The sequence below is a fragment of the Herbaspirillum sp. genome (assembly GCF_035644555.1).
In the GTDB taxonomy this organism is placed as follows: domain Bacteria; phylum Pseudomonadota; class Gammaproteobacteria; order Burkholderiales; family Burkholderiaceae_D; genus Herbaspirillum.
The window spans coordinates 158,372-180,480 of record NZ_DASQOH010000012.1 but is presented as its reverse complement, the minus strand read 5'-3'; the positions used below and the strand labels follow the sequence as shown (position 1 = coordinate 180,480).

General features: G+C 64.2%; 19 protein-coding genes. 6 read left to right on the top strand and 13 right to left on the bottom strand.

The window, feature by feature from the left end; translation table 11 throughout:
* Window position 1: 1 nt before the first annotated feature.
* The 3 genes from glgB to VE092_RS04685 all read right to left on the bottom strand — a co-directional run bounded on the left by glgB (window position 2) and on the right by VE092_RS04685 (window position 4,988).
* Window positions 2–2,425, bottom strand: a complete 2,424-nt coding sequence (gene glgB, locus VE092_RS04695) for a 1,4-alpha-glucan branching protein GlgB (RefSeq protein WP_324874293.1) — start codon at window positions 2,423–2,425, stop codon at window positions 2–4.
* 161 nt (window positions 2,426–2,586) lie between these two features.
* Window positions 2,587–4,197, bottom strand: coding sequence for a glycogen synthase GlgA (gene glgA / locus VE092_RS04690; RefSeq protein ID WP_324874291.1), 1,611 nt, complete (start codon window positions 4,195–4,197; stop codon window positions 2,587–2,589).
* A 563-nt stretch (window positions 4,198–4,760) separates the two neighbouring features.
* Entirely contained in the window at window positions 4,761–4,988 is a 228-nt protein-coding gene (locus tag VE092_RS04685) for a dodecin (RefSeq protein WP_324874288.1), read from the bottom strand.
* 447 nt (window positions 4,989–5,435) lie between these two features.
* On the opposite strand from VE092_RS04685, the gene VE092_RS04680 reads away from it, so the two are divergent.
* Window positions 5,436–5,618, top strand: coding sequence for a hypothetical protein (locus VE092_RS04680; RefSeq protein ID WP_324874286.1), 183 nt, complete (start codon window positions 5,436–5,438; stop codon window positions 5,616–5,618).
* Window positions 5,619–5,785: 167 nt separating this feature from the next.
* On the opposite strand, the gene norR is transcribed toward VE092_RS04680, so the two are convergent.
* The gene (norR, locus tag VE092_RS04675) at window positions 5,786–7,375 is read right to left on the bottom strand and encodes a nitric oxide reductase transcriptional regulator NorR (RefSeq protein WP_324874283.1); all 1,590 of its coding nucleotides are present in this window, start codon (window positions 7,373–7,375) and stop codon (window positions 5,786–5,788) included.
* Between the two features lie 165 nt (window positions 7,376–7,540).
* Here norR and hmpA point away from each other — a divergent pair, with 165 nt between their 5' ends.
* From hmpA to VE092_RS04660, 3 genes are all read left to right on the top strand, one after another.
* Window positions 7,541–8,734, top strand: coding sequence for an NO-inducible flavohemoprotein (gene hmpA / locus VE092_RS04670; protein WP_324874281.1), 1,194 nt, complete (start codon window positions 7,541–7,543; stop codon window positions 8,732–8,734).
* 57 nt (window positions 8,735–8,791) lie between these two features.
* A complete protein-coding gene (locus VE092_RS04665) occupies window positions 8,792–9,199 on the top strand; it encodes a hemerythrin domain-containing protein (protein ID WP_324874279.1) in 408 nt (135 codons plus the stop codon).
* Between the two features lie 216 nt (window positions 9,200–9,415).
* A complete protein-coding gene (locus VE092_RS04660) occupies window positions 9,416–9,772 on the top strand; it encodes a hypothetical protein (protein WP_324874277.1) in 357 nt (118 codons plus the stop codon).
* On the opposite strand, the gene VE092_RS04655 is transcribed toward VE092_RS04660, so the two are convergent.
* Window positions 9,773–10,771 carry a 2-hydroxyacid dehydrogenase gene (locus VE092_RS04655; protein WP_324874275.1) on the bottom strand — a complete coding sequence of 333 codons (999 nt, stop codon included), beginning with the start codon at window positions 10,769–10,771 and terminating at the stop codon, window positions 9,773–9,775.
* A gap of 343 nt (window positions 10,772–11,114) precedes the next feature.
* On the opposite strand from VE092_RS04655, the gene VE092_RS04650 reads away from it, so the two are divergent.
* Window positions 11,115–12,401, top strand: a complete 1,287-nt coding sequence (locus VE092_RS04650; RefSeq protein WP_324874273.1) for an MFS transporter — start codon at window positions 11,115–11,117, stop codon at window positions 12,399–12,401.
* A gap of 89 nt (window positions 12,402–12,490) precedes the next feature.
* On the opposite strand, the gene VE092_RS04645 is transcribed toward VE092_RS04650, so the two are convergent.
* The 4 genes from VE092_RS04645 to VE092_RS04630 all read right to left on the bottom strand — a co-directional run bounded on the left by VE092_RS04645 (window position 12,491) and on the right by VE092_RS04630 (window position 14,109).
* Window positions 12,491–12,985 (bottom strand): GNAT family N-acetyltransferase, encoded by a 495-nt coding sequence (locus VE092_RS04645; protein WP_324874271.1) that lies wholly within the window; start codon window positions 12,983–12,985, stop codon window positions 12,491–12,493.
* A complete protein-coding gene (locus tag VE092_RS04640) occupies window positions 12,982–13,263 on the bottom strand; it encodes a DUF1778 domain-containing protein (RefSeq protein WP_324874269.1) in 282 nt (93 codons plus the stop codon). Before VE092_RS04640 ends, VE092_RS04645 begins: the two co-directional genes overlap by 4 nt.
* Before the next feature lie 140 nt (window positions 13,264–13,403).
* Complete coding sequence (locus VE092_RS04635) at window positions 13,404–13,805, bottom strand: type II toxin-antitoxin system MqsA family antitoxin (RefSeq protein ID WP_324874267.1); 402 nt, start codon at window positions 13,803–13,805, stop codon at window positions 13,404–13,406.
* A 1-nt stretch (window position 13,806) separates the two neighbouring features.
* Window positions 13,807–14,109 (bottom strand): type II toxin-antitoxin system MqsR family toxin, encoded by a 303-nt coding sequence (locus VE092_RS04630; protein ID WP_324874265.1) that lies wholly within the window; start codon window positions 14,107–14,109, stop codon window positions 13,807–13,809.
* Between the two features lie 337 nt (window positions 14,110–14,446).
* Here VE092_RS04630 and VE092_RS04625 point away from each other — a divergent pair, with 337 nt between their 5' ends.
* Window positions 14,447–16,675 (top strand): NADP-dependent isocitrate dehydrogenase, encoded by a 2,229-nt coding sequence (locus VE092_RS04625; protein WP_324874263.1) that lies wholly within the window; start codon window positions 14,447–14,449, stop codon window positions 16,673–16,675.
* Between the two features lie 286 nt (window positions 16,676–16,961).
* Here VE092_RS04625 and eutC read toward each other — a convergent pair whose 3' ends face one another.
* The 4 genes from eutC to eat all read right to left on the bottom strand — a co-directional run bounded on the left by eutC (window position 16,962) and on the right by eat (window position 22,066).
* Window positions 16,962–17,831, bottom strand: coding sequence for an ethanolamine ammonia-lyase subunit EutC (gene eutC, locus VE092_RS04620; RefSeq protein WP_324874261.1), 870 nt, complete (start codon window positions 17,829–17,831; stop codon window positions 16,962–16,964).
* Window positions 17,828–19,234, bottom strand: a complete 1,407-nt coding sequence (locus tag VE092_RS04615; protein WP_324874258.1) for an ethanolamine ammonia-lyase subunit EutB — start codon at window positions 19,232–19,234, stop codon at window positions 17,828–17,830. The genes eutC and VE092_RS04615 overlap by 4 nt, the downstream gene beginning before the upstream one ends.
* A gap of 76 nt (window positions 19,235–19,310) precedes the next feature.
* Window positions 19,311–20,633: an HAD family hydrolase gene (locus VE092_RS04610; RefSeq protein ID WP_324874256.1), complete on the bottom strand. Its 1,323-nt coding sequence runs from the start codon at window positions 20,631–20,633 to the stop codon at window positions 19,311–19,313.
* A gap of 50 nt (window positions 20,634–20,683) precedes the next feature.
* On the bottom strand, window positions 20,684–22,066 hold the full coding sequence (gene eat, locus VE092_RS04605) for an ethanolamine permease (RefSeq protein ID WP_077238078.1): 1,383 nt from the start codon (window positions 22,064–22,066) through the stop codon (window positions 20,684–20,686).
* Window positions 22,067–22,109 lie beyond the last annotated feature (43 nt).

The window sequence follows — 22,109 nt, the reverse complement described above, 5'->3', positions numbered from 1 at the left end:
TTCAGGACTCTCTACGCAGGATCAGGGTGGACAGCGGCGGCAGGTTCAGTTCGATGGAGTTGGGGTGGCCATGCCAGCCCATGTCCTGCACCTCGACCCGGCCCATGTTGCCGCTGTTGCTGCCGCCATAGACGGCGGCATCGGTATTGAGCACTTCGCGCCAGATACCGGGCTGGCCCGGTGCGATGGGTGGCACGCCAATGCGGTAGTGGGTGCGCGGCACCGGGGTCAGGTTGACCACGATGAGTACCGGTGGCCCCTCGTCGGCGTAGCGGAAGTAGGCCAGCACGCTGTTGACACTGTCGTCACCGACCGCCCAGGAGAATCCGTCGGCGCGGCAATCGCGCTGATGCAGTGCCGGTTCGCTGCGGTAGAGATGGTTCAGGTCGCTGACCAGCTGGCGCAGCTGGCGATGGCCGGCCGGGTGGCCGCCATGCTCGTCCAGCAGGTGCCAGTACGGCGACTTGTCATGGTCGAATTCATCGGGCTGGCCAAACTCGCTGCCCATGAAGAGCAGCTTCTTGCCCGGATGCGTCCACATGAAGCCGTAATAGGCGCGCACGTTGGCAAAGCGGCGCCATTCATCGCCCGGCATCTTGTTGAGCAAGGCGCGCTTGCCGTGCACCACTTCGTCATGCGAGATCGGCAGGATGAAGTTTTCCGAGAAGCCGTAGAGCAGACCGAAGGTCATGTCATGGTGGTGATAGCGGCGGAACAGCGGGTCATGCTGCATGTAGCGCAGGGTGTCGTTCATCCAGCCCATGTTCCACTTGTAGTGGAAGCCCAGGCCATGATGGTCGGCCTCGTCCCTGACTTCGGCGGTCACGCCCGGCCAGGAGGTGGATTCCTCGGCAATCATCAGCGCGCCCGGGCAGCGCTGGGTCACGACGGTGTTGAGCTCGCGCAGGAAGGCCACGGCTTCCAGGTTTTCGCGGCCGCCATGGATGTTGGGTACCCACTCGCCGGACTTGCGGCTGTAGTCGCGGTAGAGCATGGAGGCCACCGCGTCCACGCGCAGGCCGTCGACGTGGAAGTGTTCCAGCCACTCCAGGGCGCTGGCGATCAGGAAGCCGCGCACCTCATTGCGGCCGAGGTTGAAGATCAGGGTATTCCAGTCCTGATGGAAACCTTCGCGGGGGTCGGCGTGTTCGTACAGCGCGGTGCCGTCGAACTGCGCCAGCCCGTGCTGGTCGCTGGGGAAATGCGCCGGCACCCAGTCCAGCAGCACGCCGATGCCGGCCTGGTGACAACGGTCGACGAAGGCGGCGAAGCGCTCCGGTTTGCCGAAGCGGGCACTGGGCGCGAACATGCTGATCGGCTGGTAGCCCCAGGAGCCGCCGAAGGGGTGCTCCATCACGGGCATCAGTTCGATATGGGTGAAACCCATGCCGACCACATAGGGGATCAGCTCATCGGCCAGTTCATCCCAGGTGAGGTTGCGATGCGCCTGTTCCGGCACGCGGCGCCAGGAGGCGGGATGCACCTCGTAGATGGACATGGGCGCCGAGCGCGACTGGCGCTGGGCGCGTTCGGCCATCCACTGCTGGTCCTGCCAGACATAGGGACGGGCATCGGCCACCACCGAGGCGGTGGCCGGCGGGGGCTCGGTGGCGCGCGCCACCGGGTCGGCCTTGAGCGGCAGCAGTACGCCGTCACGGCCGAGGATTTCGTATTTGTAGACATCGCCAGGGCCGATGCGCGGGATGAACAGTTCCCATACGCCCGGCTCATGACGCAGGCGCATCACGTGGCGGCGTCCGTCCCACTGATTGAAGTCACCCACCACCGAGACGCGCTCGGCATTGGGCGCCCACACGGCAAAGCGGGTGCCGGGCACGCCGTCGATTTCCATCGGACGCGCGCCCAGGCAGTCGGCCAGCTGGCGATGGCGACCTTCCTGCAGCAAGTGCAAATCCAGTTCGCCCAGCAACAGGCCGAAGGCGTACGGATCTTCGGTGCTCTGCACACTGCGGTTGCCGTCGGGAATATGCCAGTCCACTTCCAACACATAGGGGACCTGGTGGCGACGCTGCTCCAGGCCGGTGACGACGCCGCTGAAGAAGCCGCTGGGAGCACCGTTGAGCGGATATTGCTGTAGCTCGCCCAACAGCGCGCCGCTATGACGGCAGCGTACACGGACCGCTTCGGCGCCAGGGTGGAAGCAGCGGATGGCGCTCACGCCGCTGGCCTCGCGCGCATAGCGGGGGCCGAGCAGGCAGAAAGGCTGGTTCAGGCGCCCTGCCAGCAGGGCTTCCAGCAGGCCCTGCTCTTCAAAGGACAGGGACAGCGCGGTTTTTTCAGGGGGAGGAAGGGACTGCTCCGGGCTTGCGCCGGGGGCATGGTGGGGGGGCGCCGAGCTGGCGTCGGTAGACGAATCCGCAGAGTCCAGGGATTCCCTATACGCCATGACAGACATGCCGGACATGCACACTCCTGTTGTTGTTATCTGGGTTGATCGAGACATCGATAATCAAGAACCAGCACGCAGCGGAGCGGCGCGCCGGCAAACACCTCCCCTGGCGCGTCCACACGGGACGTGCTCGGGCAGGCAAGGAAACAGCCGAAAAAGGTCGCCAGGGGGCGCGGTCAAGCCGCCGCCACTGCGGCCGGCGCCCCCACCACCCCGGCCAGGGCGGCTGCAATCGCTGCGGCCGGACTGACCATGCTGGCCATGCGCTCGTGCGCAGTGGCCATCTGGGCGGCGGGACGCTCGACCGGCAGCGGACGTGGCGCGAACAGGGGCCGCACGGCCATGTCGGCCACGTGCGCATAGGCCTCGATATAGGCACGGGTAGGCCCGGCCCAGTCGCACTCGATCTCCATCGCGTTGCGCTGGATGGTCTGCCAGCGCTCACTGTCGGCATACAAGGCAAAGGCGCGTGCCACGGCATGCTGCATGTCGGCTGCGGTGTCGCCGTCGAACAGCACACCGGTGGCACGCTGGGAATCGAGGTCGGCATCGCACACCGTATCGACCAGCCCGCCCACCCGCGAACCGATGGGGATGGCGCCGTAGCGCATGGCGTACAGGGGCGTGAGGCCGAAGGGTTCGAAGCGGGTCGGGTGCAAGAGCATGTCGCTGCCGGCATGCAGCGCATGGGCGCGACGCTCGTCATATCCGATGTGCACGGCAATGCGGCCGGGATATTGACGGGTGAGTGCCAGGAAAGCGTTTTCGTACTCATGGTCACCACAGCCCAGCACCACCACCTGCAGGCGCGGATGACGCTCCAGGATGCCCGGCAGTGCCTCGATGACCACATCGGCCATCTTCTGGTGCGAGATGCGGCTGCCCAGGCCCATCACCGGTGCAAAGGGATCGACCGGCAGGCCGAACAGCTTTTGCAGATCACGCTTGCAGGCAGACTTGCCCTTCATGTTGCCGACGCTGAAATTTCGGGCGATCAAAGGATCGTTAGCGGGGTTCCATAGCTCGGCGTCAATGGCATTAGGGATGGCACGCAGGTCCAGCTTGCGGAAGGACAGGATGCCGTCCATGCCGCAGCCGAAGCGCGGGGTCATGATCTCTTCGGCGTAGTTGCGGCTGACGGTGGAGACGCAATCGGAGAAGCGGATGCCGGCCTTGAGGAAGGACAGCTTGCCCCAGTATTCCACGCCATCGCCGGTCAGCAGATGCTGCGGAATGCCGATCTGTTCAGCCGAGGACAGCGCAAAGTTGCCCTGGAAGGCCAGGTTGTGGATGGTCAGCATGGTGCCGATGTGATCGAGCCCGCGCAGCTTGAGCAGGCAGGGAATCAGCCCGGCATGCCAGTCATTGGCATGCACCACGTGCGGGGCTGGCAGGCTGGTCTCGCCGGCGCAGATGGCCACGGCCGCATGCGAGAGGTCCGCGAAGCACAGCGCGTTGTCGCTGAACTCCACACCATCGGCATCGAGATAGGGGTTGGCGCCGCGCTGGCGGAAACGCGCCGTATCCAGCAGCAGGGCCGGCACGTCGGTGCCGGGGATGGTGCCATGCAGAAGCCGGCCGGCACCGCCGGGCAGTCCATGCTTGAGACCGATCTGTACCGTATCGCCGAGATTGCGCACCGCCTCCGGATAGGCGGGCATGAGGATGCTGGCGTCGATGCCGACTTTGCGCAGCGCTACCGCCAAAGCGGTGATGACGTCGGCCAGGCCACCGGTCTTGACGAGCGGTACGGCCTCCGAGCTGACTAACAGAACTCGAGCTTGCAAGATGGACCCCTAATGTGTGAAAGCACCTGAGATGGAAAGCACCCTTGGCTCGTCGCATCGCATTGCGTGATCTCCTCGGCCGGGCTTGATCCGGAGGCCGGGGCGAACTCGCGTCCTTGTTGTTATGTTGGACTGGACAGTCTTTTGAGCGCCGATGATTGACGTTATACGGGTCAGGACGTGCGCTCACTATCGGACAGCGGCCAGAGATGGCGTAGGATGAATCCTACTGTTGCAGCGCGGCGAAAACCCGCACCGCCTGTCCACGGTAGATGACTGGGCTGACCAGGCTCAGCCGTGGAAGACACGCTGGAGGACAAACGGAGACAAACGCGGAAAACCGCGGCGAAAACGGGGTGACGACGCCAGAAGTCGCCCCGCAGGTTGGGCTGCGAGGCGTGAGGTGAAGTGCTGACACTGTAATGGACCCTGCGGCAGCGGGCAAATTGAGCCTCGCTATGTGGCACTGCAACTCATTGCCTGCCTGTATCCCTCATCCGTGGGCCAGCGCGACCGCAGTGCGGCAAGCCGGCGGGAATCGTCACCCATGACGACAGCCAGTCTCAGGCTTCCACCCGGAAGCCGATCTTCAGGCCCACCTGGAAATGGCCGATGCTGCCATTCTCGACGTGGCCCCGGCACTGGGTGACTTCGAACCAGTCGACATTCTTGACCGTCTTGACGACGTCGGCCAGCGCATTGCGGATGGCTTCGTCGCTACTGTTTGGCGAACTGCCCACCACTTCGATGATCTTGTAGGTATTGGAATTGTCGTGCTTGCGTTCGGTCATTGCGACTCCTTGCGGTTGACGTGAGAGGCGCCGCCATCGAGAGATGACGGCCTGTTTAAAGACTAGCGCCTCGCGTCCACCATCGGCATCGGCCAATACCCGCAGCTGGCGTAGGACAGGATGCCTCGCGGACAAGACGTCACCTCTGCATTGCCTTGCAGCAAACCAGCCAGCCTCATGAAGCTCTGCTGGCCCTCTGCCCGGCTGCAATCGTTGCCCAGCCTCAACCCTGCCGGCCTTCCTACAGAAATTTAGGTTGCACGATACCTGTTGCAGCGCACATAAAACGGCTAATATGTGCTCATCTGGCTTGCCAAATCATTCATATAGTTTCGACGTCAACCACTCCGACAGGGGCCGGACGACCGTCGACCGGAATGAGCAGCCCTGCCCTGCGGACCTCTCGGCCGCGGGCCTGCACAAGATTTTCATCCCTTGGAGATCATCATGTCGCAACTCAACCCTGGCGTACCCAGCAGCCCGCAGCAAGGGGCTCCCGTCAAGGCCATCAGTGCACCGCCGGAAGACCTGCAACACGTCAACGACGATGCCGCTGCCGCCCGCCACCTGACCGCCATCCGCATCCGCGGCCAACTGGCGGAACTGGACGGAGAACGGCAACAGGCCTGAATCCGCCCCGCGTAGAGGTCCGGCCCTCGCGGCCGGCCCGCTCTGCCACGGCCGCTCATTTCCCGCAGTCGGCAAGCGGAAATGAGCGGCCGTTTCCTATGGGACCGGCGGCCAGCGCAGGAGCTGCATCCGATGGCCCTGCCCGGCCCCTCTCCGTCCCGGCTCCCTTATCGCAGCCCCAGCCGACGCGCCAGCCGGTTCAGGTTGGCCCGGTCCAGCCCCAGCTCGCGCGCGGCTGCGGCCAGGTTACCCTGGTGGCGCTGCAGGCTGTCGCCGACCAACTCACGCTCGTAACGTTCGACCGCCTCGCGCAATGCCGTTGGCCTGGCTTCCTGGCCCTGCCCTGTGCCGGTCGGCGCTGCGGCGGCAATCTCCCCTGATGCCGACCGTGCCGCTGGCGTATGGAGCTCCAGTGCAGTGGCATCCAGGGTCAGGATGGCGGGTCGCTCCGCATGGGTTGCCAGGGCACGCAAGGCGCTGCGCCCGACCAGGTGCTCCAGTTCGCGGATATTGCCCGGCCAGGGATACTCCAGCAGGGCGCGTTGTGCATCGGGAGACAGGCGCAGGCTGGTCAGGCCGAGCCGGGCGCGGTTCTGCTCCAGGAAATAGCCGGCCAGCAGCAGTACATCGCGGCCACGCTCGCGCAAGGGCGGCACACGGATCGGAAACACGGACAGGCGGTGGTAGAAGTCCGCCCGGAAGTGGCCGCGTTTGACCTCCTCGGCCAGGTCGCGGTTGGTGGCGGCGATCAGGCGCACATCGACCCGGTGTTCGCGGTCGGAACCTACACGCTGCAGCTGACCACTCTGCAGCACCCGCAGCAGCTTGGCCTGCACCGCCAGCGGCAATTCGCCGACCTCATCCAGGAACAGGGTGCCACCATCGGCCATCTCGAACTTGCCCCGGCGGTCGGCCACCGCGCCCGAGAAAGCGCCGCGCACGTGACCGAACAATTCACTTTCCACCAGGGTATCCGGCAAGGCGGCGCAGTTCAGGCTGATCATGGGCTTGTGTGCGCGCGGCGAGGCCGTGTGCAGGGCATGCGCGACCAGTTCCTTGCCGGTCCCGGTTTCGCCGCTGACCAGCACTGTCATGTCGCTGGGGGCCGCCATGCGGATCTCTTCCATCAGCTGGCGCTGGGCCGGGCTCTGGCCGATCAGCTCGCGCCGGCCCCGGCTTTCTTCCAGCCCCAGGCGGTAGGCCTCGGCGCGCTGGCGCGCCTGCTCACCGGCCTGCGACAGGTGGTTGATGCGCTCGGCCACGTTGACGGTGGCTGCCGCCAGCGCGGCGAAGGCCTGCAGCGATGCCATGTCGACCCCGTCGAAGCGGCCCGGCCCAAGCGCGTCCAAGGTCACCAGCCCCCAGGGCCGGCCGTTGACGGTCAGGGTGCAACCCATGCAGTCGTGCACTTCCAGTTCTCCTGAGCGGACGTCGTTGAGCCCGTCCACCAGGCCGTCATAGGGATCGGGCAAGGCCGAATCGGAAGGAAATCGCGTCGGCGCGGCATGGGCCAGCAGCACGCCGAAACGCGGGTGGTCGGCGATACGGAAGCGCCGTCCCAGGGTATCGCCGGAGAGGCCGTCGATGGCCAGCGGTACCAGCACGTCCCCTTCCAGTCGCAACAGCGCGGCCGCGTCGCAGGGAAAGAGCGCGCGCAGGGTGTGCAGCAGGCGCCGGTAACGCTCGCGGTCGTCGATTTCGCTGGAGAGGTCCGCCACCAGCGGCAGCAAGGCATCGAGCAATGCTTTAGAAGTCATATTGACTACCAACAAAGTGAATAGAAGTCATTATAACACAGGTCAAAACAACTGGATTGTTCCGTAAGTTGCTGATTTTATTGGAATGTGCCGGTGGCACGTCTTTTGTAATACAGAGGGCAGACCGGTATTCCGGCTAATCCCTCCACTCCTGAAAGGCCCAGCATGTTGACCGAAGCCCAGCTTGCCATCGTCAAGTCCACCGTTCCCCTGCTCGAATCCGGCGGCGAAGCCCTGACCACCCACTTCTACCAGATGCTCATGCGCGATTACCCGCAGGTGCGTCCGCTGTTCAACCGTACCCACCAGGCCAGCGGCGACCAGCCACGCGCGCTGGCCAACGGCGTGCTGATGTACGCCCGCCACATCGACCGGCTGGAAGAACTGGGGCCGCTGGCGGCCCAGATCATCAACAAGCACGTGGCCGTGCAAGTGATGCCGGAGCACTACCCCATGGTCGGCGATTGCCTGCTGCGCGCCATCCGTGAAGTGCTGGGCGCCGAGATCGCCACCGACGCCGTGATCGACGCCTGGGGCGCCGCCTACGGCCAGCTGGCCGAGATTCTCATCGGTGCCGAGCGCCAGCAGTACGATAGCAAGGCCGAGGCGCCCGGCGGCTGGCGCGGTGGCCGGCCTTTCGTGGTGACGCGCAAGGTGGCCGAGAGCGAAGAAATCACATCCTTCTACTTCATGCCCCAGGATGGCGGCGCGCTGCTGGACTTCGCGCCGGGCCAGTACATCGGCCTGCGCATGACCGTCGATGGCGAGGAACAGCGGCGCCAGTATTCGCTGTCGGCGCCGCTGCACGCCAACGGCCAGCCAGCGCAGTACCGCATCAGCGTCAAGCGCGAAGCCAGCGGCAAGGTGTCGCGCCAACTGCACGACCAGATCCATGTCGGCTCGGTGGTCGAACTGTTCCCTCCCGCTGGTGAATTCACCCTGGCCGATGGCCTCAGGCCGCTGGTGCTCATCAGTGGCGGTGTGGGCATCACTCCGATGATGACGATGCTGCTGGCTGCCCTGCCCAGTGGCCGTCCGGTGTACTTCATCCATGCTGCCCGTCACGCCGGGGTGCATGCCTTCCGGCGCCAGGTCGAAGAGCTGGCTGCCCGTCATCCGCAACTGCAGGTGCGCTTCTGCTATGAGCACAGCCGCCCGGGCGATACTGCACCGCATGCGCAGGGTTTCATCGATACCGCCCTGCTGCAGCAATGGCTGCCGCCGGTACGCGATGTCGACGCCTATTTCGTCGGCCCCAAGCCCTTCATGAAAGCAATCAAGCACGCCCTGGTCGAGCTGGGCGTGCCGACCGCGCAGGCCCGCCACGAGTTCTTCGGACCGGCCGCCGCGCTGGAATGAAGCCGCCCCAATCGACTCCCGCGCCTGCTCCGGCAGGCCCCTTTACAAGGAACCCCTATGAATCTGGACAAGTACCGGCGTGAACACGCCGACATCATCGGTCACGTGCAACAGCTCAAGACCCTGTGCGCCCAGGGCATCGCGGAACAGGCCGGCGCCATCGCCCGCGAAGTGATCGCCATGAGTTCGGTGATCAAACTGCACCTGTCGGTGGAAGACCGCTACCTCTACCCGGCCATGCAGCAGGCTTCGCCTGCCCTGGCGGCCAAGGCCAGGCAGTATCAGGACGAGATGCAGGAAATCTCTGCGCAATATGCGCAGTTCTCGCGCCAGTGGAATGACGCGCAGCGGGTGGCCGAACAGCCCGAACTGTTCCGCGCCGACGCCAATCGGGTGCTCAAGTTGCTGTTCGATCGCATCGGGCGCGAGAACCGCGATTTCTATCCCATGGTGGAAGCGGCCTAGGCCGCCTGCCGGCAGGCTGGCTCGGGACGGCCACCGTCTCGCTGCTTCGCAGCAAATCAGCCTCCCGATCAGGCTGCCGGCGCGCATTGAAGGCTGCATTGAGGGCGCATTGAGGGCCACACAGGCCTGCCCCTCGGGGCAGGATTGATCTTCGACAATTTTTCGCAACGCAGCAAATGCTAAGCTGCGCCTTCCCTCCTCCACCGAAAGATTGTCATGTCCGAAAAACTCAGCGCCGAGCGCCACACCCCCGAGGAACTGACCCAGGAGCTGGAAGCCCTGGATCTGGAAATCGTGCGCTTCGCCGTGATCTGCCAGATCCGGCTGTTCGATCCCGGCGTACTCAACCAGGTGATGGACAACAATGAACAGATCTGCGGCCAGTCACACCCAACCGCCTTCCAGAGCCTGCGCGGCCTGCTTTATCTGCACTTCGACCTGCATCGCCAGCTGGCCCAGACCTATGGTGCCGCCGATGCCGAACAGATCATCGAGCGTGTGCATGCGCATCTGCGTCCCCGCATCGGCGAGCAGTTGGGCTCCCTGCTCAATGCCCACCACACGCCGCAGTGATCAGGCCACCAGCCGCTCGCCCAGGCTGCCGCCACGGGCGAAATCGTTCAGGTTGGCTACCGTGGTCTGCATGATCTGAGCAATCGCTTCTTCGGTAAAGAAAGCCTGGTGCCCAGTCACGATCACGTTGGGGAAGGACACCAGGCGCTGGATCACGTCATCGGTGATGATGGTCGAGGACAGGTCCTGGAAAAACAGGCTGGCCTCCTGCTCGTAGACGTCGATGGCCAGCCCGCGCAGCTGGCCGCTCTTGAGGGCCGCGATGGCCGCCTCCGTATCCACCAGCGCACCGCGACTGGTATTGACCAGGATGCAGCCGGGCTTGGCAGCGGCCAGGGTCCGGGCGTTGACCAGATGACGCGTGGCCTCGGTGAGCGGGCAATGCAGCGAAATCACGTCGCTCGCGGCCAGCAGCGCATCGCGCTCCACGTACCGTCCGCCCAGCGCTTCGAAATCGGGATTGCGATGCACGTCGCTGCCCAGCAGGGTACAGCCGAAGCCGGCCATGATGCGGGCAAACAGAGCGCCGATCTTGCCGGTACCGATCACGCCCACGGTCTTGCCGTGCAGATCGAAGCCCATCAGCCCATCCAGCTCGAAATTCCCTTCGCGTGTGCGCATGCTGGCGCGGGCGATCTTGCGATTGACCGCCAGCAGCAGCCCGACTGCGAACTCGGCCACCGAATACGGCGAATAATCGGCCACCCGCGCCACCGTGATGCCAAGGCGCCGCGCGGTGGCGATATCGATATGGTTGAAGCCGGTGGAGCGCGTGGTGATGAAGCGCACACCATGGCCGGCCAGGCGTTCCAGCACCGCTGCCCCGAGATCATCGTTGACGAAGGCCGCTACCGCCTCGCAGCCTGCCGCCAGCTGCGCCGTATCGGCATCCAGGCGGTCCTGCAGGAACAGCAGTTCGTGGGCTCCGCCGGATTCGGCATTGGCGCGCGTGAGCAGGGTCTGATCGTAGCGGCGGGCGCTGTAGACGGCGGTTTTCATGAAGACCTTTCAACAGGTTGGAAATCGGAGACCATGCACGAGGTCGATGCGGCATTGCACCATAGCTATCCTCCGCCTGCCTTGACGCAGTGCAGGGGAAAGCCGGAAAGCGGCTTTTTTGCCAGGAATGGCTTCCCAAGCTTTCATCCAGCTATCGAAAAAACCGATATTTGCTTCCATCCCGGGTCGGGGTGGTCCATGGTCGGGAATTCGGGCATAGAATCGGCGGCGCAATAGCTGTCCCCACAAAAAAGATCCTGACACAACCTGCCGCATGGCGGGACGAGACAGGCGCAAGACCGGAAGCAACACGGTCCGCCCAACTGATAACGAGGCACATATCATGACGACATCCACTTCTTCGCCGTCGAAGTTTTCCACGGTGCTGCGGGTTACCAGCGGCAACTTCATGGAAATGTTCGATTTCTTCCTGTTCGGTTTCTACGCGACGCACATCTCCAAGGCCTTCTTCCCGGGCGACAACGAGTTCGCGTCCATGATGCTGACCTTCATGACCTTTGGCGCCGGCTTCCTGATGCGTCCGCTGGGTGCCATCATCCTGGGCGCCTACGTGGACCGCGTCGGTCGCCGCCAGGGCCTGATCGTGACCCTGGCCCTGATGGCGCTGGGCACCATGCTGATCGCCTTTGTCCCCTCCTACGCCACCATCGGCGCGCTGGCGCCCGTGCTGGTGCTGATCGGCCGCCTGCTGCAAGGCTTCTCGGCCGGCGTGGAACTGGGCGGTGTGTCGGTCTACCTGGCCGAAATGGCCACGCCCGGCCGCAAGGGCTTTTACGTGAGCTGGCAGTCCGGCAGCCAGCAGGTGGCCATCATCGTGGCAGCCGCCATCGGCTACGCACTCTCGACCACCCTCACCCCGGCCCAGGTCGGTGACTGGGGCTGGCGCATTCCCTTCTTCATCGGCTGCCTGATCGTGCCGGTGCTGTTCGTGATCCGCCGCTCGCTGCAGGAAACCGAAGAGTTCATGCGCCGCAAGCATCGTCCGAGCACCGGCCAGATCTTCCGCTCCATGATCGAGAACTGGAAGCTGGTCATTGCCGGAATGATGCTGGTGTCGATGACGACCGTGTCGTTCTACCTGATCACGGTCTACACCCCGACCTTCGGCAAGAACGTCCTGAAGCTGTCCACCGAGGCCAGCCTGATCGTCACCTTGTGCGTGGGCGTGTCCAACTTCATCTGGCTGCCCATCATGGGCGCCCTGTCGGACCGCATCGGCCGCCGCCCCATCCTGGTGGCCTTCACCGTACTGACCATCCTGACCGCCTACCCCGCCGTGAACTGGCTGGTGCATGACGCCACCTTCGGCAAGATGCTGATCGTGGAACTGTGGCTGTCCTTCCTCTACGCCAGCTACAACGGCGCGATGGTGGTGGCACTGACCGAAGTGATGCCGGCCGACGTGCGTACCGCAGGTTTCTCGCTGGCCTACAGCCTGGCCACCGCCGTCTTCGGCGGCTTCACCCCGGCCATCGCCACCGGCCTGATCCACGCCACCGGCGACAAGGCAGCGCCTGGCATCTGGATGAGCGCAGCTGCGGTGTGCGGTCTGATCGCCACCCTGATCCTCTACCGCAACAAGACGGCACAGCAGGTGGCTGCGGCCTGACAAGCGTTTTTGCAATAGCTATTGGAATGATGGGCCGCTGAAGCTAAGCGGCCCTTTTTTATGCGCGCAAGCAACGGCGCGCCATAGGTTCAGCGCAGGCTGGACAGGGGCAGGAACAGGGTGCGGGGAGCATCTCGCAGATCGATGAACCCGTGATGACGGTAAAAAACGGCTGCCTGCGGGTCCTTCGCCTCGACCACCATGACCGCCCCCGGAATCTCGGCTGCCACTGCCCGGCGCATGGCATTGACCAGCAAGGCGCCACCGAGGCCACGCCCCTTGAACTCCCTTTCCACGGCGAGGCGGCCCATACGGATGGCCGGGATGGCGCCATAGCGCGGCAGCTTGCGTCGTAGATCATCCGGCAGTCCGGTCAGCGGCACGCTGGCACTGGCCAGGGTGTAATAGGCGGCGATGCGCTGGCTGTCATCGAGGGCGACAAAGCAGGCGGCCACGCGACGACGGATGTCCTGCGAGACCTGCTCCCGCAGGTAGCGGTTTAGTGCAAGTACGCCGCAGTCGAAGCGGCTACGATCATGAATCCCGGTCTCCAGCGCCGTCACCAGGAACGGCGGGCGCGTCATTCTTCAGTGCGCAGAAGCTTGTCATGACGCGCCATGGCGCGCTGGAGAGCGGGCGATGGCGACGGAGGCGCCAGCAAGGCGTCCGCGAAACGCTGCTGGTCCTGAAGTGAAAGGCGGATCACATCGGCCTGCTCGATGGCCTTTTGCGCAGCCTCCTGCACGGCGCTTACGACGAAATCGGTCAGCGTACGACCTTCGATCTCGGCGGCACGCTTGAGCAATTGCTGCAATTCAGGACTGATCCGGGCTTCGAGCCTGGCGGTTGAGACGGCGGGCATGATGTTTTCCTCCGGAAGTCATTGTACGGCAAATTGCCGGATCGATGGTGGCCCGGCCAGGTGATGGTGTGTGGATACAGCGGCCGCCCTTCTCAGCACTCGCTACCCAGGGGCAAATGAAGCGGCCTGGCAGGCTGGCATCATGCCGTGCGAATCTCTTCCAGCAGGTCCGGATGGCGGTCCAGCAGCCGGAACAGTTTGACCAGTGCCAGCGGCGGCTGGGTCTTGCCGTTTTCGTAGCGGGAAAAGGCATTGACGCCGCCCCCGAAGAGTTCAGCGGCCTGGCGCTGGTCGAGGTCGAGCTTGCGACGGACGCGGGCGATGTAGTCCGGATCGACGTAGGCCGCATTGATGCGGCGCTGGAACTGCCCAATCAGGGCGCTGTAGCGATCACCCTGCTCGCGATTGAGCAGTACCTCGCCACAGGCCGGGCAAAAATTCCCCGTCACTGCTTCGATGACCGTGCTTTCACCCTTGTAGATATAGGTCAGGTTGCGGGTGTCGCGCACCAGTTCAGCGCCACCACAGGAGGGACATTTCATTTCATAGCTCCTTGAAGGAAACGACAAGCACCTCATCGACCACCGTCAACTTGACGTAGGCCCATACGCCCGCAGCGAGCCGGGCGTGATAGACATCACGCCAGATACGATGGTCCATATGCGTTGTCATGCTTTTATGGAAGTCGTCAGGCGTCAGCTGCAGGACCACGCTGCAGATGCCATCAAGGTTCCCGATCCCGATGGCACGGGCGCCCTGGAAGGCAGCGGCCGTGGCCTGGACCTGCCCGGCCTGGACCAGGGCATGGACCACGGCAAGCTTGCAGTGTGCAGTGCGCTTTTCCATGCGGATTCTAACCCAATAGGTGATTAAACCAAAAAGGTTAATTGATCATCACTGCCCGCCAAACCGCTGCCCCTTGAATCGAAGGAAATACAAAAATTTCTTCAAGTCTTATATAAGAGTTGAAGCATTTCCGCCCGCTTAGGAGTAAACTACCGCTGTTTTTTGCCGCGGCCCTCTGGCAGCAGTACGCCGGGAACGCCGCCCCGGGAGACGAATTTCCGCGCAGCAAGCCGACAAGGAGATGGCGCCAGTCCAGGCCGACAGAGCCAGGACGGACCATCCGGCGCTGCGGGGATCGCACCAAAGCACATCAACACACCAACGCAAGGACATCATCGTGACTACTGGCAACCCGACCATCATCTATACGCTGACCGACGAGGCACCCTATCTGGCGACCCACTCGCTCTTGCCCATCGTCAAGAAGTTCACCGCTCCGGCTGGCATCGACGTCGTCGAAAGCGATATTTCGGTGGCTGCGCGTATCCTGGCTGAATTCCCGGAGTACCTCACCGATGAGCAGAAAGTCCCCGACAATCTGGCTGCACTGGGCGCCCTGACCCAGAAGCCGGAAGCCAACATCATCAAGCTGCCCAACATCAGCGCCTCCATCCTGCAGCTACAAGCGGCCATCCGCGAACTGCAGTCGCGTGGCTACAAGCTGCCCGACTATCCGGAAAACCCCAGCACCGAAGAAGAGAAGGCCCTGCAAAAGCGCTACGCCAAGGTCACCGGCAGCGCCGTGAACCCGGTCCTGCGCGAAGGCAACTCCGACCGCCGCGCACCCAACGCCGTCAAGAACTACGCCCGCAAGCACCCGCACTCGATGGCCAAGTGGTCCATGGCCTCGCGCACCCACGTGGCGCACATGCACGGCGGCGACTTCTACGCCGGTGAAAAGAGCCTGACCCTGGACAAGGCCGTCGACGTCAAGATGGACCTGGTCACCAAGTCCGGTGAAACCATCGTCCTGAAGTCCAAGGTCTCGCTGCAGGCCGGTGAAATCATCGACAGCATGTTCATGAGCAAGAAGGCCCTGTGTGCCTACTACGAAGAACAGATGCAGGATGCCTTCGATACCGACCTGCTGCTGTCGGTGCACGTCAAGGCCACCATGATGAAGGTCTCGCACCCCATCGTCTTCGGCCACGCCGTGCGTACCTACTACAAGGACACCTTCACCAAGCATGCCAAGCTGTTCGCCGAGATCGGCGTGAACCCGAACAACGGCATGTCGGGCGTCTACGAAAAGATCAACACCCTGCCCGAAGCCAAGAAGGCTGAAGTGCTGGCCGACCTGAAGGCCGACGAAGCCAAGCGTCCGCGCCTGGCCATGGTGGACTCCGCCAAGGGCATCACCAACCTGCACGCCCCCAACGACGTGATCGTCGATGCCTCCATGCCGGCCATGATCCGCGCGGGTGGCAAGATGTGGAACGCCGCCGGCAAGACCGAAGACACCAAGGCCCTGCTGCCGGAATCGACCTTCGCCCGCATCTATCAGGAAATCATCAACTTCTGCAAGACCAACGGCGCCTTCGACCCGACCACCATGGGTACCGTGCCCAACGTCGGCCTGATGGCCCAGAAGGCCGAGGAATACGGTTCGCACGACAAGACCTTCGAGATCGCACAAGCCGGCGTGGCCCGCATCGTCACCCTGGACGGCCAGGTGCTGCTGGAGCAGAACGTGGAAGAAGGCGACATCTGGCGCATGTGCCAGGTCAAGGACGCCGCCGTGCGTGACTGGGTCAAGCTGGCCGTCACCCGCGCCCGCCTGTCCGGCATGCCGGCCGTGTTCTGGCTGGACCCGTACCGTCCGCACGAAGCCGAACTGATCAAGAAGGTCAACACCTACCTGAAGGAACACGACCTGACCGGCGCGGACATCCAGATCATGTCGCAAGTGCGCGCCATGCGTTACACCCTGGAGCGCGTCATCCGCGGCCTGGACACCATCTCGGTGACCGGCAACATCCTGCGCGACTACCTGACCGACCTGTTCCCTATCATGGAACTGGGTACCTCGGCCAAGATGCTGTCGATCGTCCCGCTGATGGCCGGCGGCGGCATGTTCGAAACCGGCGCTGGCGGCTCGGCGCCCAAGCACGTGCAACAGCTGGTCGGTGAAAACCACCTGCGCTGGGATTCGCTGGGTGAATTCCTGGCCCTGGCCGTGTCCATCGAAGATGTGGGCATCAAGAACAACAACGCCCGTGCCAAGATCCTGGCCAAGACCCTGGACGCCGCCACCGGCAAGCTGCTGGACAACAACAAGTCGCCCTCGCCCAAGACCGGCGAACTGGACAACCGTGGCAGCCATTTCTACCTGGCCATGTACTGGGCCCAGGAACTGGCCGCGCAGAAGGACGACGCCGATCTGGCCAAGCAGTTCGCACCGCTGGCCAAGGCACTGACCGACAACGAGCAGAAGATCGTGGAAGAGCTCAATGCGGTGCAGGGCAAGGAAGTGGACATCGGCGGCTACTACCTGCCGGACCGCGAAAAGACCTTCGCCGTGATGCGTCCGAGCGCCACGCTGAACAAGGCGCTGGAAGCCATCTGAGCAGCCGTGCTGCCGTAGCGGCCTGAGCCACACCGGGCCGCCACAGCAACAGCAAAGGGCCGCGAACGCAAGTTCGCGGCCCTTTGTGTTATTGGCCTGGGTCGATACGCCCCACTCATGGCGACCGTTCCATGGCGACCGTTCCCTAACTACCGTTCGGACTGAGTAGCCGCACATGTGCGGCGTATCGAAGATTCACCGTCAGTGCATCTTCGATACGCGGCAAGCCGCTACTCAGTCCGAACGGTTCTCAGGGCATCCTAGCATGATCATGTGTCGGCCCGATTCAGGCGCCATCGAGCAGGAAATTACGCCGCACATCCAGCGCCGGCCCTTCGCCAGCCGTCTCATCCTTCAAGGCCACGCCCGACAGGCTGCGCTGGTGCGCCTGGGCCATCAGGTAGTGCAGCTTGTAGGCCGCTTCCGCATAGGGCAAGCCTTCTGGGCGTACGTTGGAAATGCAGTTGCGGCTGGCATCGGTCAATCCGCGTGCCGGCATCCAGGTCAAGTACAGGCCCATGCTGTCGGGCGAACTGAGTCCCGGCCGCTCGCCGATCAGGATCACCACCAGCTTCACGCCCAGCAATTCGCCGATCTCGTCAGCCACCGCCACCCGACCCTGCTGCACGATCACCGGCGGTGCCATGGTCCAGCCTTCCGGTGCGATGCGTCGCATCACCTCGCCCAGGAAAGGCGCGGCATTACGCACGATGGCGCGGGCCGAGAGGCCATCGGCGATGACGAAACCGACGTCGTAGCTGCGTGGCGCCTGGCTGCCGAAACGCGCCAGCAACTGTTGGCGCGATGCCTCCGAGAGCTTGCGTCCGAAGTCAGGGCGCTGCAGATAGACCAGACGGTCCGTTGCTGCGCTCTGGACCTGCAGTACCTCTTCGGCAGCGCAGATGCCCTGCTGCTGCAACTGTGTCGTCAAGGCTGCCACGTCCAGCGGCAGATGCACGGCATCCCGCGCCTGCGCATGCGCCAGCTGGAAGGCCAGTTGCGGCGCGGTCGGCAGACTGACGCCGCTGCGCCCCAGGGCGATGCGCGCGGCGGTAAAACGGCGTAGCGCTTCCCACGGATTGGCCGTGACCGATTCCGCACCGGGGCCGACGTTTTCTGCACCTGAAGGGGAAATGGGCTGGTCGTCCATGGTCATTGCAGCCGCAGCAAGGTATCGCGAAAGCCCGGTGCCATGTCGGCATGCAGGCGGAAGGCGACGTCGTCGCTGCCCTGGTTGAAGATCTGCATCCGGTGCAGCCAGGCCTCGAACTCGGGCGCGGGGCGCGAACCCAGTACCCGGCGCGCATACAGGGCATCGTGGAAGGACGTGGTCTGGTAGTTCAGCATGATGTCGTCCGAGCCGGGGATGCCCATGACGAAGGTACAGCCGGCCACGCCCAGCAGGGTCAGCAGCACGTCCATGTCGTTCTGGTCGGCCTCGGCGTGGTTGGTGTAGCAGACGTCGCAGCCCATGGGCAGGCCCAGCAGCTTGGCGCAGAAGTGGTCTTCCAGGCCGGCGCGGATGATCTGCTTGCCGTCGTAGAGATATTCGGGACCGATGAAGCCGACCACGGTGTTCACCAGCAGCGGCTTGAACGCCCGCGCCACCGCGTAGGCCCGGGCCTCGCAGGTCTGCTGGTCGATGCCGTGATGGGCATTGGCGGAGAGCGCACTGCCCTGCCCGGTCTCGAAATACATGACGTTGTCGCCGACGGTACCGCGCTTGAGCGACAGGGCGGCTTCACGCGCCTCGCCCAGCAGGGAGAGATCGATGCCGAAGCTGCGGTTGGCGGCCTCGGTGCCGGCAATCGACTGGAATACCAGGTCCACCGGCGCACCGCGCTCGATGGCGGCAATCGTGTTGGTGACGTGGGTCAGCACGCAGGATTGGGTGGGGATGTCATAGCGCGCAATGACGTCGGCCATCATGCCGACCAGCTTGACCACCTGCGGCACGTTGTCGGTGGCGGGGTTGATGCCGATGACGGCGTCGCCGTTACCGTACATCAGGCCATCGAGCATGCTGGCGGCGATGCCGCTGGCGTCGTCAGTCGGATGATTGGGCTGCAGGCGGGTCGAGAGCCGGCCCGGCAGGCCGATGGTATTGCGAAAGGCCGTCACCACGCGGCACTTCTTGGCGACCAGGATCAGGTCCTGGTTGCGCATGATCTTGCTGACGGCCGCAGCCATCTCCGGGGTGATGGCGGGCGCCACCGCTGCCAGCACGGTGCTGTCGGTGTCGTCGGCCAGCAGCCAGTTGCGCAGGTCGCCCACGGTGAGATGGGCGATGGGCACGAAGGCGGCGCGGTCGTGGCTGTCGAGGATGAGACGGGTGATCTCGTCCTCTTCATAGGGGATGAGCGGCTCTTCCAGGAAGAGCTTCAGCGGCAGATCGGCCAGCGCCATCTGCGCAATCGCCCGCTCTTCGGCGCTGCCCGCCGCCACCCCGGCCAGCAGGTCGCCCGAGCGCGCCGGGCTGGCCTTGGCCATCAGGTCCTTGAGATCGCGAAACACGTAGCTGGCGCTACCTGCGCTGTGCCGGAAACGGTGTTCGGCCATGATGCTGCTCCTCCTTGTTCGCCGGAGCCGGTGCTGCCGTGGATGGCGGCACCGGCCCGGTCTGGCACCCTGCCGCTCAGCTGGTGAGCAGTTGCGGTGCGGTCTTGCCGTATTTGATGCTGGTCTCGGCCGGCACCCAGTTGCCGGTCGATTCCTGCCGACCCTGCAGCAGGAAGCGCGGCTTGTCGGTGCTGATCTGGTCGGCCGCCAGCTTAGACAGCTCGCCGATCTTGCCGTTCTTCATGCGGTTGACGATGAGCCCGAAACGGGTCTCCGGGAAGTCCCGCAGCATATCGTAATCACCATCGCTGTCGCCTGCCACGAACAGCGGGCCATAGCCCTTCTGCGCCACCAGCACCTGCTTGATGGCGACCGTCTTGCCTGGTCCCCAGGTCAGCGGCCAGTCCTTGAGGTAGGCATTGCGGAAGGCCTGGCCGTTGCGCTCCAGACGCAGACCGATGACGTTGTCACGCGTGACGTGGTAGCCGTACTTGGGATGGGTCGCGAACACCGCCACCACATCCTCCAGCGAGGCGGTGCAGACGTAGACGTCGATGCCGTTGCGGCGCAGGCTGTCCATCAGGGTGGCGATCTCGGTGCACAGGCGGATGCCGTGGAAGTGCGACACGCTCACCACGCCCGCCTTGCCCGGGCGGTCGGCCGGGCTGGTGTACTTGACCTTGGTCAGCGCGGCGCCCAGTGCGGCATCGTTGGAGGCCTCGGCCAGGGCGCTCACCTCGGCCACGCTCATGTTGGCGAAGAAATAGATCACCCATGGATAGCCGATGTTCACGCCATGGGTGTCGTTGACCGCTTCATAGAGGTAATACAGCTTGGCGCGGAAGTCCTGGAACTCGGTGGTGGCCGTCACTTCCTCCAGCGACTTGCTGCCGGCCATGCCCTTGTAGTTGGCGTGCAGGAAGGCATAGTCGGCGTCCAGGTCGGCGCAGATGGAGTCGAGGTCGACGATCTGGCCGGCGGCATTCTTGAAATCCTTGCTGAAGGGACCCGGTGGCACGTTCTGGCGCGTGATGGCGGCGAACTCGGCCGGGCTCAGCTTAAAGGACAGCGTATTGATCTGGTACATCAGCAGCGCTTCCTCGCAGTCATTCATGATGCTGGTGTTGTCCCAGTCGAAGACCGCGTAGGGGCGCTTGCTGGACTGATAGCCCGGCGCCAGCTTGCCGTGTTCGGCGATCATCTGCGCCACCATGTCGTGATTGCGCATGGCCCACTTGGCGCGGTCCAGCGCCACCTCGGCGCGGCTGGCGGCATGGGCCGGGCTGGCCAGGGTCGCCAGCGTGCCGCCGGCGGCAGCGGCCAGCAGGCCGCCCAGGAAACCACGGCGTTGCAGCACGGGCGGATGGGAGTCGGTCGTCGGTGTGTGCTTGTTGTTCATGATGGCCTTGAGGAAATAAAAGTTTTATATCGTTTGAAAAATCATGCCGCTCAGGATTTCGCCATCGCCGCCGCACCCTCCGCCCGGTGTCGCGCCGTTGCCAGGAACCAGGCATAGCCCAGGGCCAGCAGGCCGACGAAGATGCCGAAGATCAGCGGGTTGTAATAGATCATGGTGGCCATGCACACCAGCGCGCCGAACAGCGCGAAGGCCGGGAAGTACGGGTACAGGGGTGCCCGGAACGGGCGCTCCAGGCCGGCCTCGTCGCGGCGCAGGCGGAACAGCGAGAGCATCGACAGGATGTACATCAGGATCGCGCCGAACACCGACATGGTGACGATGTTGGCGGTGAGGGTCTGGCCGCCGATCTTGATGAGTTCATCGCTGTAGATGGCGGCAATGCCCACCACACCGCCGGCCAGGATGGCCCGGTGCGGGGTCTTGAAACGGGGATGGACACGGGCGAAATAGGCCGGCAGGTAACCCTCCCGGGCCAGGGCGAAGATCTGCCGCGAATAACCCAGGATGATGCCGTGGAAGGACGCCACCAGCCCGAACAGGCCCAGCCACACCAGCATGTGCAGCCAGTTGCTGTTCTCGCCCACGATCAGCTTCATGGCCTGCGGCAACGGGTCGTTGATGTTGGCCAGCTTGGTCCAGTCACCCACGCCACCGGCGAAGAGCATCACGCCGATGGCCAGCACCACCAGCGTCAGGATGCCGGTGATATAGGCGATGGGGATGGAGCGACGGGGGTCCTTGGCTTCCTCGGCGGCCATGGCCACGCCTTCGATGGCCAGGAAGAACCAGATCGCGAACGGGATCGCCGCAAACATGCCCGGCACCGCCGCCAGGCTGAAGCCATCGCTGCCCGACCAGCCGCCCTTGGTGAAGTTGGCCATCGAGAAGCCCGGCGCCACCACGCCCATGAAGACCAGCAGTTCGAAGATCGCCAGCAGCGTCACGCACAGCTCGAAGGTGGCGGCGATCTGCACGCCCACGATATTGAGCGTCATGAAGACCAGATAGGCGCCCAGCGCGGCCAGCTTGGGGTCGAGCGCCGGAAACTGCACGTTCAGATAGGCCCCGATGGCCAGCGCAATGGCCGGCGGCGCGAAGACGAACTCGATCAGCGTGGCCGCCCCGGCCAGGTATCCGCCCACCGGCCCGAAGGCGCGCTTGCTGTAGGCGAACGGGCCGCCCGCATGGGGGATGGAGGTGGTCAGTTCGGTAAAGCTGAAGATGAAGGTGGCGTACATGGCCGCGATGAACAGCGCCGTCACCGTAAAGCCCAGCGTGCCGGCACTGGCCCAGCCGTAGCTCCAGCCGAAATACTCACCGGAGATCACCAGCCCGACCGCAATGGCCCAGAGCTGCAGGGTGGACAGGACGGGCTTGAGCGTATGCCCCTGCCCTGAAGAGCTTGCATTCATAGGATTCTCCTGTTGGCGCGAGAGGTGGGCCGCACTGTGGCGG